The sequence below is a fragment of the Enterobacter cloacae complex sp. HYC033_NIDB genome (assembly GCF_056673335.1).
The window spans coordinates 2847104-2859792 of sequence record NZ_CP115123.1; the positions used below are offsets into that span (position 1 = coordinate 2847104).

Below are 12689 nucleotides of genomic sequence, written 5' to 3' on the forward strand. Positions count from 1 at the left end.
ACATGTTAAGCATTAAAGATTTACAGGTTAGCGTGGAAGAGAAAGAGATCCTGCGTGGCCTCAATTTTGACGTCAAACCGGGTGAAGTTCACGCCATCATGGGGCCAAACGGCTCCGGGAAAAGTACGCTTTCAGCGACGCTGGCAGGACGCGAAGATTATGAAGTTACCAGCGGCTCCGTTGAGTTTAACGGCAAAGATCTGCTGGAGATGTCGCCGGAAGAGCGTGCCGGCGAGGGCATCTTTATGGCCTTCCAGTATCCGGTGGAAATTCCGGGCGTCAGCAACCAGTTCTTCCTGCAAACCGCGCTGAACGCGGTGCGCAAGTATCGCGGCCTTGAGGCGCTGGATCGCTTTGACTTCCAGGATCTGATGGAAGAGAAGATCAAGCTGCTGAAAATGCCGGAAGATCTGCTGACCCGCTCGGTAAACGTGGGTTTCTCCGGCGGTGAGAAGAAACGTAACGATATTCTGCAAATGGCGGTTCTGGAACCGGCGCTGTGCATTCTCGATGAGACCGATTCAGGGCTGGATATCGATGCCCTGAAGATCGTTGCCGACGGGGTGAACTCCCTGCGTGACGGCAACCGCTCATTTATCATCGTGACTCACTATCAGCGAATTCTGGACTACATCAAACCGGACTATGTCCACGTGCTTTACCAGGGACGCATTGTGAAATCCGGTGACTTTACGCTGGTTAAACAACTGGAGGAGCAGGGTTATGGCTGGCTTACCGAACAGCAGTAATGCACTTCAGCAGTGGCACCGGCTGTTTGAAGCGCAGGGTGGAGCGCGCTCTGAACAGGCTCAGCACCATCTCCAGCAGATGCTGCGTCTCGGTTTACCGACGCGTAAACATGAGAACTGGAAATATACCCCGCTGGATGGCCTGCTGAACGGCGAGTTTGTCACCCGTCTGGCGCAGGTCAGCCCCGATCAGCGCGACATGCTGGCGCTGACCGTGGATGCCGTGCGTCTGGTGTTTGTCGACGGTCTGTTCCGTGCGGAGCTGAGCGACAGCGTGCAGGAGAGCGGGTTCGATATCGTCATTAACGATGAACGTCAGTCGCTGAACGCGCCCGTTCAGCCTGAAGTCTTCCTGCACCTGACAGAGAGCCTGTCGCAATCTGTCACCCATATTCGCGTTAAGCGTAACCAGCGCCCGGCGAAACCGCTGCTGCTGATGCATATCACCCAGGGCGTTGAGGGTGATGAGATTAACACCGCCCACTATCGCCACCATCTTGAGCCGGCAGAAGGGGCGGAGGCGACGGTGATCGAGCATTACGTCAGCCTTAACGACACCCGTCATTTTACCGGTTCGCGTCTGACGATGAACGTGGCGGCCAATGCCCAGCTGCACCACATCAAGCTGGCGTTTGAGAATCCGCTCAGTCACCACTTCGCCCACAACGATATTCTGCTGGGCCAGGATGCCGCGGCGTACAGCCACAGCTTCCTGCTTGGCGGCGCGGTGCTGCGCCACAATACCAGCACCCAGCTGAACGGTGAAAACACTACGCTGCGTATTAACAGCCTGGCGATGCCGGTGAAGTCAGAAGTGTGCGACACGCGCACCTGGCTTGAGCATAACAAAGGCTACTGCAACAGCCGTCAGCTGCACAAAACCATCGTCAGCGACAAAGGACGTGCGGTGTTTAACGGCCTGATCAACGTGGCGCAGCACGCCATCAAAACTGACGGGCAGATGACCAACAACAACCTCTTGCTGGGACGTCTGGCAGAGGTGGACACCAAACCACAGCTGGAAATCTATGCGGACGACGTGAAATGCAGCCACGGCGCGACGGTCGGGCGTATTGACGATGAGCAGATGTTCTACCTGCGCTCGCGCGGGATAGACCAGCAGGCCGCGCAAAAGATGATTATTTACGCCTTTGCGGCTGAGCTGACGGAAGCGCTGCCCGATGGCGGACTTAAACAGCAGGTGCTGGCCCGTATCGGTCAGCGTCTGCCTGGAGGCGAAGCATGACATTTCCCGTAGAGAAAGTCCGGGCAGATTTTCCGGTACTGACCCGTGAAGTGAACGGTCTGCCGCTGGCCTATCTCGACAGTGCGGCCAGCGCGCAAAAACCAAATCAGGTGGTGGATGCGGAAGCCGAGTTTTACCGCCACGGTTATGCGGCGGTACATCGCGGGATCCACACCCTGAGCGCCGAGGCGACCCAGCGCATGGAAAACGTGCGCACGCAGGTTGCGGCCTTCCTCAACGCGCGTTCGCCGGAAGAGCTGGTATTCGTGCGCGGCACCACCGAAGGGATCAACCTGGTGGCTAACAGCTGGGGCAATGCGCAGGTGCACGCGGGGGATAACATCATCATCACCCAGATGGAGCACCATGCCAACATCGTGCCCTGGCAGATGCTCTGTGAGCGTGTGGGGGCGCAACTGCGGGTGATCCCCCTGAATGAAGACGGCACGCTCCAGCTGGAAAAGCTGGACGCCCTGCTGGACGACAGAACGCGGCTGGTGGCGGTGACCCACGTTTCAAACGTGCTGGGGACGGAAAATCCGGTGGCGCTGATCGTCGACAAAGCCCATCAGGTTGGTGCGAAAGTGTTGATTGATGGCGCCCAGGCGGTGATGCACCATGCGGTTGACGTTCAGGCTCTGGACTGCGATTTCTACGTCTTCTCCGGGCACAAGCTGTATGGCCCGACGGGCATCGGCGTGTTGTATGTGAAAGAGGACATTCTCCAGGCCATGCCGCCGTGGGAAGGGGGCGGGTCAATGATCGCCACCGTCAGCCTGACGGACGGCACAACCTACGCCCGTGCGCCCTGGCGCTTCGAGGCGGGTACGCCCAACACGGGCGGGATCATCGGGCTGGGCGCGGCCATTAGCTACGTCACTGAAACGGGGCTGGCGGCGATTCAGGAGTACGAACAGCAGCTGATGCATTATGCCTTGCAGGAGCTGGCCAGCGTCCCGGAACTGACCTTATATGGCCCTGCTGACCGTCTGGGTGTGATAGCCTTCAACCTCGGCAAGCATCACGCCTATGATGTGGGCAGTTTCCTTGATAATTACGGCGTCGCCGTGCGTACCGGGCATCACTGCGCGATGCCGCTGATGGCGTATTATCAGGTACCGGCTATGTGCCGCGCATCGCTGGTGATGTACAACACAACGGAAGAGGTCGACAGACTGGTGGCGGGACTAAAACGTATTCACCAGCTGCTTGGCTAACGGAGAGGCGAGAGATGGCAGATTTGCCGGACAGAGATAAATTGCTGCGCAACTTTGGGCGTTGCGCAAACTGGGAAGAGAAATACCTTTATATCATCGAGCTGGGTCAGCGCCTGCCGCCGCTCAGCGAAGAGGCGCATAACCCGGACAACATCATTCAGGGCTGCCAGAGCCAGGTCTGGATCCTGATGCAGCAGACGGACGAAGGCGTAATTCAATTACAGGGTGACAGCGATGCCGCCATTGTGAAGGGGCTTATTGCCGTCGTATTTATTCTTTATCACCAGATGTCGGCGCAGGATATTGTCGCCTTTGACGTTCGCCCGTGGTTTGAAAAAATGGCCTTAACCCAGCACCTCACCCCGTCCCGATCCCAGGGACTGGAAGCGATGATCCGCGCCATACGCGCCAAAGCCGCAATCCTTAGCTAAACTGACAGAACAGCATTCATTCTGTTTCGCGAGGTGGTTTCCACCTCGCTGGTTTTTCAGCTTTCTGACGTTTGGTCAGTGAATAAGGAATCTCAGCATGAAGCGCGCATCTCTAATAACTCTATTACTCCTTGGTTCGCTCAGTGCTGTTAATTCAGCCTGGGCGGTTGATTATCCTTTACCGCCCGCAGGCAGCCGCCTGATTGGGCAAAACCAGACATACACCATTCAGGAAGGTGACAATAAACTTCAGTCTATCGCTCGTCGCTTTAATACCGCCGCACAGCTGATCCTTGAAACCAATAATACCATTGCTCCGGTGAACCCTGCGCCAGGAACGGTCATTACCATCCCTTCCCAGATGCTACTGCCGGACACCGAGCGTGAGGGCATTGTGGTGAATCTGGCGGAGCTGCGTCTTTACTTCTATCCGCCTGGCGAAAATATCGTGCAGGTCTATCCGCTGGGTATTGGTCAGCTTGGGCTGGAAACACCGGTCAGCACCACCCGTGTGAGTCAGAAAATCCCTAACCCTACCTGGACCCCCACAGCGGGCATCAGAGCACGCTCACTGGCCCAGGGCATTAAACTGCCGCCTGTGGTACCCGCAGGGCCAAATAACCCGCTGGGGCGCTTTGCGCTTCGTCTGGGTATCGGGAATGGGGAATATCTTATTCACGGCACCAGCGCGCCGGACAGCGTAGGGCTGCGGGTCAGCTCGGGTTGTATGCGGATGAACGCGCCCGATATCAAAGCGTTGTTTGAGCAAGTGCGCGTCGGCACGCGGGTGCAGATCATCAATGAGCCGGTGAAGTTCTCCGTCGAGCCGGACGGCAAACGTTATATCGAGGTGCACAGGCCGCTGGCGCAGGCTGAGGGCGAAAACCCACAGACGGTGCCGTTCACGCACTCGGCGGCGTTTACCGCCTTTGCAGCGGAGTCAGGTAGCGATAAAACGCAAATCGACAAGGCCCTGGCGCGCAGAGCGGGGATCCCGGTTGCCGTGTCAGCAGGCAGTGGTTCTTCAGCCAGCAATTCTGTCCTGTCGGTACAGAACAGTCGTGTCTCAGCGGCGGTGGCGGAAGGCGAGGGAGAGAAAGCGCTTCAGTAGAGGTTTGACGAAGGCAAAAAAAATGGCGCACAATGTGCGCCATTTTATTAACAGGTACTATTACTTACGGTATTTAGTAGCCTGGTTGTCCAGACGCTGGTTAGCGCGAGCTGCGTCGTCTTTAGCAGCCTGAACGTCGGAACGCATTGCGTTCACGTCGTTGCTCAGCTGGTCAACTTTAGCGTTCAGAGTCTGAACGTCAGAAGACAGCTGATCGATTTTAGCGTTGCTGGAGCAACCTGCCAGCAGAGTAGAACCCAGGATTACCGCGCCCAGTACCAGTTTAGTACGATTCATTATTAATACCCTCTAGATTGAGTTAATCTCCATGTAGCGTTACAAGTATTACACAAAGTTTTTTGGGTTGAGAATATTTTTTTGATGGGATTACGCCTATTTTTGATCGTTCGCTCAAAGAAGCAACGAAATCGGCAATTTTGACGAAAAAGCTATGTTAAAAAAGGCATTTTTCATCGGATTCATCTTAGATAAATCGCGATTAAATAGAAAAACCCGATTTGCTTTTTGAATAGTTCTGGTTAAAGGCGGGAATAAAAAAAGCGCCCCGAAGGACGCTTTTTAACAAAACAATAATTTGTTCGTGAAATATTACAGCACGTGGACAGATGCAGTGTTGGTGGTGCCGCTTGGAACCAGCGCGCCAGAAACCATAACCACCACGTCGCCTTTCTGAGCCAGGCCACAATCAACCAGTTCCAGCGCCACTTCTTTACCCAGACGATAGAAATCATCGGTAGAGGCAATCTCTTTCACCAGGTGTGGGATAACGCCTTTGCTCAGCACCAGCTGACGCGCGGTGGTTTCGTTGGTGGTCAGCGCCAGAATGGTCGCATCCGGGAAGTATTTACGCACGGCACGCGCAGATTTACCACCCTGGGTCGCCACGACAATCAGCGGGGCTTCCAGTTTTTCAGCGGTTTCTACCGCACCACGGCACACGGCTTCGGTGATGCGCAGTTTACGGCTGTCGTTGTTGTAATCCAGACGGCTTTTCATCACGCGGTCGGTACGCTCACAGATGGTCGCCATAATGCTGACCGCTTCCAGAGGGTATTTCCCTTTTGCAGATTCGCCAGACAGCATAACGGCATCGGTACCGTCGAGGATGGCGTTCGCCACGTCGCCTGCTTCAGCGCGGGTAGGGCGTGGGTTTTTGATCATGGAGTCCAGCATCTGCGTTGCGGTGATAACCACTTTACGCGCGCGAACACATTTCTCGATCATCATCTTCTGCGCGAAGATCACTTCTTCAACCGGGATTTCAACGCCCAGGTCGCCACGCGCAACCATGATACCGTCAGACGCTTCGAGGATTTCGTCGAAGTTGTTCAGGCCTTCCTGGTTTTCGATCTTGGAGATGATCTGGATGTTTTCGCCGCCGTGCGCTTTCAGGTGCTCACGGATCTCAACCACGTCAGAACGTTTACGGATAAAGGAGGCAGCAACGAAGTCCACGCCTTGTTCGCAGCCGAAGATCAGGTCTTGTTTGTCTTTTTCAGCCAGCGCTGGCAGTGCAATGGACACACCCGGCAGGTTAACGCCTTTGTTTTCGCCCAGATCGCCGTTGTTCAGCACTTTACAGATAACCTTGTTGCCTTCGATCGCGGTCACTTCCATGCCGATCAGGCCGTCATCCACCAGCACGGTGTTGCCAACGGACAGGTCGCTGGTGAAGCCTTCATAGGTCACAGCAACAATTTCGTTGTTACCTACAACGGATTTGTCGGTGGTGAAGGTGAAGGTCTGGCCCGCTTTCAGGGAAACGTCGTTACCGCCTTCCAGTTTGATGGTGCGGATTTCAGGACCTTTGGTGTCGAGCAGGATCGCCGCTTTTTTCCCGGTCTTGCTCATCACGTTGCGCAAGTTCTGGATACGCTGACCGTGTTCAGCATAGTCGCCGTGGGAGAAGTTCAGACGCATCACGTTCATGCCGGCGTCCAGCATTTTGCTCAGCATCTCTTCGGATTCGGTTTTCGGGCCGATAGTACAAACAATTTTCGTCTTTTTCATGACAGTCTTAGTCTTTAAGTTGGGAAGGATATGGAAATCTCGCTCCGGGGGCGCACCGCCGCGGAGTCAAACCTGTGTTGCGAAAGAGTATATGACACGCACTAAGAATAGGTGACATCAAATGAGCGTGCAGAAGAAAGTGTGCCTGAGTGCCAGCCCAACGAAGGAGAGGAGAAGTTGTACGTTGTTTTTTGTATTCCAAGCGCTGAAACCATTCACCAGGGATTTGGCGCGCATTATACGCTGATTTACAGTTAAAAGGAAAATGGAAACAGCGTTTCAAAAACAATCTGTGCAGATTCACATAAGTTTGTTATCAAGGCGTTAAGGCCTAATGTCATCTTATGACGGCAGGCGCAATGCCCGCCGTTTTTTGCTCACTTTTCCAGCGCCTGTTGAAGGTCGGCGATCAGATCCTTCGCATCCTCAATCCCCACCGACAGGCGGATAAGCTGCGGCACAATGCCGTTCGCAAGACGCTGCGCCAGTGGAATGGAGGCGTGGGTCATGCTGTAGGGCTGGCTCACCAGACTCTCCACGCCGCCCAGGCTTTCCGCCAGGGTAAAGAGCGTAAGATGCCGGATCACCTCTGTCGCGCGTTGCGCATCGCCTTTAATCACAACGGAGATCATGCCGCCCGGCAGCGCCATTTGTCTGCGGGCCAGCGCATACTGGGGATGTGACGCCAGCCCGGGATAGAACACGCGGTCTACCTGCGGATGCTGCTCCAGCCATTGCGCAATCGCCAGCGCGTTGGCGCTGTGCTTCTCAACGCGCAGTGAGAGGGTGCGGATCCCCCGCAGCGTCAGGAAGCTGCTGAACGGATCCAGAACGCCGCCAACCGCGTTTTGCAGATAGCCCAGACGCTCCGCGAGATCCTTGTTCGCCCCGACAACAGCCAGCCCGGCAACCACGTCTGAATGACCGTTGAGATATTTAGTGGCGGAGTGGACCACTATGTCGAACCCCGCCTCCAGCGGCCGGTGAATGACCGGGGAGGCGAAGGTATTATCCGCCACGCTGATCGCATTATGGCGCCGGGCAATGTCCGCGATGGCCTCCAGGTCGGCCAGTTTCAGCAGCGGGTTCGTCGGCGTTTCCACCCAGATCATGCGGGTGTCCGGGCGAATGGCGGCCTCAAGTCCGGCTACATCGTCCGGCTTAACCCAGCTCACCTGTAACCCGGTGCTGCGTTTGCGCACGTTTTCGATCAGGCGATACGTACCGCCATACACGTCGTCAATGGCGACGATATGGCTGTCTTTATCCAGCAGTTCGAGCACGGTGGAAATGGCCGCCAGCCCTGACGCGAAGGCGTACCCGCGCGTGCCGCCTTCCAGTTCGGCGATGGCGGTCTCCAGCGCGTGGCGGGTTGGGTTGCCGCTCCGGGAGTATTCGTAGCCGGTATGTTCACCCGGTGCCGGTTGCGCAAACGTCGACGTGGCGTAAATCGGCGGCATCACGGCGCCGTGCGGGTCGTGATACTCACCGCTGTGAACGCTGAGGGTGGCCAGGTTTTTCATCTTTTGCTCCTTTTTATTTCGTCAGGCGGTTACGCCAGGCGGTGAGTACGTCACTGCGGGTGATCAGACCCAGAAAGCGATCTGCGTCATAAATAATCGCCACCAGGCCACGGTCAAAGATGGCGTACAGGGCGCTCTCCGGGGCCTGCTTATCCAGATATTCGACCTGACGCGTCATGGCTGCCGTCACGGGGAGTGAGAAGCGATCGGCATCTCCCCCGATGTGTCGCAGCAGGTCCCACTCGTCGATGATGCCGACGACCTTGTCGTTATCGAGCACCGGCCGCTGGGAGATGTCGTACAGGCGCATGCGGGCCAGTACGGTGGAAAGCGTGTCGTCCGGGGCGGCAGTCACCGTCGCGCCTTCATCGTGGCGCAGGGCAATATAGTCCGAGAGATCGCCTGCCTGCGGACGCGAAATCAGCCCCTGCTGACGCATCCAGTCGTCGTTGAACATCTTCGAGAGGTATTTATTGCCGCTGTCGCAGGCGAAGGTGACCACACGCTTTGGCGTAGTCTGCGCCTGGCAATATTTCAGCGCCGCCGCCAGCAGCGTGCCGGTGGAGGAGCCTGCCAGGATCCCTTCCGTTTTTAGCAGATCGCGGGCGGTGGTGAACGCCTCGCGATCGGTAATGCGCCAGGCGCGGTTAACCCCTTCGATGTGCGCCAGCGGAGGGATAAAGTCTTCGCCAATCCCCTCAACCAGCCACGATCCGGCATCGTGATGGCGTCCGGTCTCAACCTGGTCCGCCAGCACCGACCCGGCCGGATCGGCAAGCACAAATTCCGTCTGCGGCGAATGTTCTGCAAACCACGCCTGTAAGCCGCCCAGCGTACCGCCGGACCCCACGCCGACGACGATGGCATCGATCTGGCCGTCAAGCTGCTCAAACAGTTCCGGTGCGGTAGTGGTGCGGTGCGCCAGCGGATTGGCCGCGTTATTGAACTGGTCGATATAAAACGCGCCTGGCAGTTCGTTCGCCAGCCGCCGGGCATAATCCTGGTAGTAGGCCGGATGCCCTTTATTCACATCCGAGCGGGTCAGCACGACCTGCGCCCCTAACGCCCGCAGGTGGAAAATCTTCTCGCGGCTCATTTTGTCCGGCACCACCAGGATCAGCGAGTAGCCCTTCTGCGCCGCAATCAATGCCAGCCCCAGACCGGTGTTCCCCGCCGTGGCTTCAATAATGGTGCCGCCGGGCCGTAGCTGGCCCGTACGCTCGGCTTCGTTAATCATCGACAGCGCGACGCGGTCTTTAATCGAGCCGCCGGGATTCTGGTTTTCCAGCTTCAGAAACAGCGAGCAGGGGCCGGTATCCAGTTTGTGCAGCTGGATGAGCGGCGTGCGGCCAATCAGTTCGGTGACGGAGTGGTAAAGCGTCATGGTCATGTCCTGTGAAGAGGTGATGACCGGATGATAGAACCATGAAATTTTCTCAATAAAGAACGTTTCACTGCGTTTTAGAACGGAAAGGAATAATCCTTGTGTTTTCAGATGGAAAGACAGCAAGACGTAAAGTTGTCCGGATGTGAGGATGGCTATATCCGCATAAAGTGCTGCAAAATTAGCCGATTTCGTCGGGTGAGTGAGACCTGATATGCAAATGGCAGATAATTATTGCTGATATTCATCTAAATGCTTTTCACCCGCGAGTTCGCTGCTTATTCCGCAGAATTATAAGAAATTCTTTTTTGGTCATTTAAAAGCTGATAACGGCTGTTTACTATCTTTTGGACATCCATACTGCTAAACCGCTATATGCGAAACGGATAAGAAATAAGAATGATCGTACTCAGCAATATTTCGAAGGTTTTTGACAACGGGAAACAGGCGCTGACAGCCGTTGATAACGTCAACCTGACGATAGAGCAGGGACAGATTTACGGGATCATCGGTTACAGCGGGGCCGGGAAAAGTACGCTGATCCGTCTGCTGAACGGTCTGGAAAAGCCCAGCGTCGGCAGCGTCACCATTAACGGCCAGGATATCTCCGCCGCGAAAGGAGAAGCGCTGCGTCAGGCACGCCTGAAAATCAGCATGGTGTTCCAGCACTTTAATCTGCTCTGGTCGCGCACGGTGAAGGAAAACATCGCCTTTTCAATGCAAATTGCCGGTGTACCAAAAGCGCAAATTCAGGCTCGCGTTGCCGAACTGGTGGAGCTGGTCGGCCTGAAGGGGCGCGAGAATGCTTACCCGTCGCAGCTGAGCGGCGGGCAAAAACAGCGTGTGGGCATTGCCCGCGCGCTGGCCAATCATCCGGACGTACTGCTGTGTGACGAAGCCACCTCGGCGCTGGATCCGCAGACCACCGATCAGATCCTCGATCTGCTCCTGGATATTAACCGTCGCTTTAACCTGACCATCGTACTCATTACGCATGAGATGCACGTGGTGCGCAAAATCTGCGACCGCGTGGCGGTGATGGAAAACGGCAAGGTGGTGGAAGAGGGGGACGTGCTGAGCGTGTTTACGCATCCGCAGCAGCCGATCACCCGGCAGTTTGTCCGCCAGGTGAGCCAGTACGTGGAGGAAGAGACCTTCAATACCGAACTGGCAAACGATCTGGAAGGCACGGTGATCAGGCTGACCTTCACCGGGCACAGCACGCACAGGCCGATCGTCGGTGAACTAACCCTGCGCTACGGCCTGCCGTTTAACATCCTGCACGGCAAAATGACGCAAACCGCCCACGGTGTTTTCGGGCAGCTCTGGGTGCACGTGGTGGCATCGGACGAACAACTGAACAATATCCTCGCCGACCTGAAGCAAAGCGATATTGAAGGCGAGGTAATCAAGCATGGCTGAAGAACTCTTTCCGCACCTGAAGTGGGATCAGCTTTGGGCTGCAACCCAGGAGACGCTTTACATGACCGCGCTTTCCGGCGTGGCAACGTTTGTCCTGGGGATCGCGCTCGGTCTGGCGCTGTTTTTAACCGCCCGCGGCGGGTTATTCCACAACCGCACGGTCTACAGCGTGATGTCGATTGTGGTGAACGTGTTCCGCTCGATTCCGTTCATCATTCTTATCGTTCTGCTGATCCCGTTCACCAAGACCGTTGTGGGGACCATTCTTGGCGCTAACGCTGCGCTGCCCGCCCTGATTGTGGGCGCGGCACCGTTCTACGCCCGTCTGGTCGAGATTGCCTTGCGAGAAGTAGACAAAGGAGTCATTGAGGCCACGCGCTCGATGGGCGCGCGGCTGAGCACGTTAGTGTTTCGGGTTTTATTGCCGGAATCTTCACCCGCACTGGTTTCAGGTATGACGGTGACGCTGATTGCGCTGGTGAGCTACAGCGCAATGGCAGGGGTGATAGGTGCCGGCGGTTTGGGAAATCTGGCTTATCTGGAAGGATTCCAGCGCAACCATGGTGACGTCACGCTGGTGGCAACGGTGACCATTCTGATCATCGTGTTCATTATCCAGTTCTGCGGCGATGCCATTACTTCACTGTTAGATAAACGCTAATAAATACACACAGGAACCACATCATGAAAAAGACACTGACACTGATCGCCGCCGCAACCCTGAGTGCCCTGAGCTTTGCCTCCTGGGCGGACACGCTCACCGTGGGGGCGTCCAACACCCCGCACGCGGAAATTCTGGAGCAGGCTAAGCCGATTCTGGCGAAGCAGGGGATCGATCTGGAGATTAAACCATTCCAGGACTACATTCTGCCAAACACGGCGCTGGCGGGGCATGACATTGACGCCAACTATTTCCAGCACATCCCTTACCTGAACAGCGTCCTGAAAGATCACGCGGGCGATAAGGATTATGATTTTGTCAGTGCGGGCGCAATCCACATTGAGCCGATCGGTATCTATTCGAAAAAATACAAATCGCTGAAGGATCTGCCGGAAGGCGGCAAAATCATCATGCGTGATGCGGTGTCCGAGGAAGGGCGTATTCTCTCCATCTTCGAAAAAGAGGGCGTGATCAAGCTGAAGCCAGGCATCGATAAAGTGACCGCGCGCATCAGCGATATCGTGGAGAACCCGAAAAAGCTGCAATTCACCCCTAACGTTGAGGCATCTCTGCTGCCGCAGATGTACAACAACGACGAAGGTGCTGCGGTGGTGATCAACGCCAACTACGCAATTGATGCCGGTCTGGATCCGGTGCACGATCCAATTGCGGTTGAAAGCGGTGAGAATAACCCGTACGCCAACATCATTACCGTTCATCGCGGTGACGAGAAGAAGAAGGATATCGTCGCGCTGGTGAACGTGCTGCACTCCAAAGAGATTCAGGACTGGATCCGCACCAAATACAAAGGAGCGGTCATCCCGGTAAACAACTAAACTCCTGATTTTCCAGACGAAGCCCGGCGAACAACACGCCGGGCTTCTTTTTTGTATCCAGCCGACGAATGATTTAAG

The 12689-nt window shown here is 55.9% G+C and carries 13 protein-coding genes; 8 read left to right on the forward strand and 5 right to left on the reverse strand.

Going from position 1 to position 12689, the window contains the following annotated elements; genetic code table 11:
* Positions 1-2 precede the first annotated feature (2 nt).
* The 5 genes from sufC (at position 3) to ldtE (ending at position 4754) form a co-directional block, all read left to right on the forward strand.
* Entirely contained in the window at positions 3-749 is a 747-nt protein-coding gene (gene sufC / locus O1721_RS13710) for a Fe-S cluster assembly ATPase SufC (protein ID WP_003857736.1), read from the forward strand.
* Positions 724-1995 carry a Fe-S cluster assembly protein SufD gene (gene sufD, locus O1721_RS13715; RefSeq protein ID WP_479953078.1) on the forward strand — a complete coding sequence of 424 codons (1272 nt, stop codon included), beginning with the start codon at positions 724-726 and terminating at the stop codon, positions 1993-1995. Before sufC ends, sufD begins: the two co-directional genes overlap by 26 nt.
* Positions 1992-3212 carry a cysteine desulfurase SufS gene (gene sufS / locus O1721_RS13720; protein ID WP_032619799.1) on the forward strand — a complete coding sequence of 407 codons (1221 nt, stop codon included), beginning with the start codon at positions 1992-1994 and terminating at the stop codon, positions 3210-3212. The genes sufD and sufS overlap by 4 nt, the downstream gene beginning before the upstream one ends.
* A gap of 14 nt (positions 3213-3226) precedes the next feature.
* On the forward strand, positions 3227-3643 hold the full coding sequence (gene sufE, locus O1721_RS13725) for a cysteine desulfuration protein SufE (protein WP_015570705.1): 417 nt from the start codon (positions 3227-3229) through the stop codon (positions 3641-3643).
* Positions 3644-3740: 97 nt separating this feature from the next.
* Positions 3741-4754, forward strand: a complete 1014-nt coding sequence (ldtE, locus tag O1721_RS13730) for a L,D-transpeptidase LdtE (RefSeq protein WP_032648093.1) — start codon at positions 3741-3743, stop codon at positions 4752-4754.
* A gap of 60 nt (positions 4755-4814) precedes the next feature.
* On the opposite strand, the gene lpp is transcribed toward ldtE, so the two are convergent.
* The 5 genes from lpp to O1721_RS13755 form a co-directional block, all read right to left on the reverse strand.
* Positions 4815-5051: a murein lipoprotein Lpp gene (gene lpp, locus O1721_RS13735; protein ID WP_001082307.1), complete on the reverse strand. Its 237-nt coding sequence runs from the start codon at positions 5049-5051 to the stop codon at positions 4815-4817.
* A 312-nt stretch (positions 5052-5363) separates the two neighbouring features.
* On the reverse strand, positions 5364-6785 hold the full coding sequence (gene pykF, locus O1721_RS13740; protein WP_003857687.1) for a pyruvate kinase PykF: 1422 nt from the start codon (positions 6783-6785) through the stop codon (positions 5364-5366).
* Positions 6786-6792: 7 nt separating this feature from the next.
* Positions 6793-7089 carry a protein YnhH gene (gene ynhH / locus O1721_RS13745; RefSeq protein WP_418249934.1) on the reverse strand — a complete coding sequence of 99 codons (297 nt, stop codon included), beginning with the start codon at positions 7087-7089 and terminating at the stop codon, positions 6793-6795.
* Between the two features lie 73 nt (positions 7090-7162).
* Positions 7163-8308, reverse strand: coding sequence for a trans-sulfuration enzyme family protein (locus O1721_RS13750; RefSeq protein ID WP_032648094.1), 1146 nt, complete (start codon positions 8306-8308; stop codon positions 7163-7165).
* 13 nt (positions 8309-8321) lie between these two features.
* Positions 8322-9692, reverse strand: a complete 1371-nt coding sequence (locus O1721_RS13755; RefSeq protein ID WP_032648096.1) for a pyridoxal-phosphate dependent enzyme — start codon at positions 9690-9692, stop codon at positions 8322-8324.
* Positions 9693-10091: 399 nt separating this feature from the next.
* Here O1721_RS13755 and O1721_RS13760 point away from each other — a divergent pair, with 399 nt between their 5' ends.
* Genes O1721_RS13760 through O1721_RS13770 form a run of 3 tightly spaced genes read left to right on the forward strand, consistent with a single transcriptional unit; the run spans position 10092 to position 12611 of the window.
* Positions 10092-11114, forward strand: a complete 1023-nt coding sequence (locus O1721_RS13760; RefSeq protein WP_032648098.1) for a methionine ABC transporter ATP-binding protein — start codon at positions 10092-10094, stop codon at positions 11112-11114.
* The gene (locus O1721_RS13765; protein WP_017384621.1) at positions 11107-11775 is read left to right on the forward strand and encodes a methionine ABC transporter permease; all 669 of its coding nucleotides are present in this window, start codon (positions 11107-11109) and stop codon (positions 11773-11775) included. The genes O1721_RS13760 and O1721_RS13765 overlap by 8 nt, the downstream gene beginning before the upstream one ends.
* Before the next feature lie 23 nt (positions 11776-11798).
* A complete protein-coding gene (locus tag O1721_RS13770; protein WP_003857677.1) occupies positions 11799-12611 on the forward strand; it encodes a MetQ/NlpA family ABC transporter substrate-binding protein in 813 nt (270 codons plus the stop codon).
* The last annotated feature ends 78 nt before the right edge of the window (positions 12612-12689 follow it).

What these genes read in the sequence shown, in the direction of transcription:
- sufC (WP_003857736.1), top strand. Translation starts at nt 3, where the DNA reads ATGTTAAGCATTAAAGATTTACAGGTTAGCGTGGAAGAGAAAGAGATC.
- sufD (WP_479953078.1), top strand. Translation starts at nt 724, where the DNA reads ATGGCTGGCTTACCGAACAGCAGTAATGCACTTCAGCAGTGGCACCGG.
- sufS (WP_032619799.1), top strand. Translation starts at nt 1,992, where the DNA reads ATGACATTTCCCGTAGAGAAAGTCCGGGCAGATTTTCCGGTACTGACC.
- sufE (WP_015570705.1), top strand. Translation starts at nt 3,227, where the DNA reads ATGGCAGATTTGCCGGACAGAGATAAATTGCTGCGCAACTTTGGGCGT.
- ldtE (WP_032648093.1), top strand. Translation starts at nt 3,741, where the DNA reads ATGAAGCGCGCATCTCTAATAACTCTATTACTCCTTGGTTCGCTCAGT.
- lpp (WP_001082307.1), bottom strand. Translation starts at nt 5,051, where the DNA reads ATGAATCGTACTAAACTGGTACTGGGCGCGGTAATCCTGGGTTCTACT.
- pykF (WP_003857687.1), bottom strand. Translation starts at nt 6,785, where the DNA reads ATGAAAAAGACGAAAATTGTTTGTACTATCGGCCCGAAAACCGAATCC.
- O1721_RS13750 (WP_032648094.1), bottom strand. Translation starts at nt 8,308, where the DNA reads ATGAAAAACCTGGCCACCCTCAGCGTTCACAGCGGTGAGTATCACGAC.
- O1721_RS13755 (WP_032648096.1), bottom strand. Translation starts at nt 9,692, where the DNA reads ATGACGCTTTACCACTCCGTCACCGAACTGATTGGCCGCACGCCGCTC.
- O1721_RS13760 (WP_032648098.1), top strand. Translation starts at nt 10,092, where the DNA reads ATGATCGTACTCAGCAATATTTCGAAGGTTTTTGACAACGGGAAACAG.
- O1721_RS13765 (WP_017384621.1), top strand. Translation starts at nt 11,107, where the DNA reads ATGGCTGAAGAACTCTTTCCGCACCTGAAGTGGGATCAGCTTTGGGCT.
- O1721_RS13770 (WP_003857677.1), top strand. Translation starts at nt 11,799, where the DNA reads ATGAAAAAGACACTGACACTGATCGCCGCCGCAACCCTGAGTGCCCTG.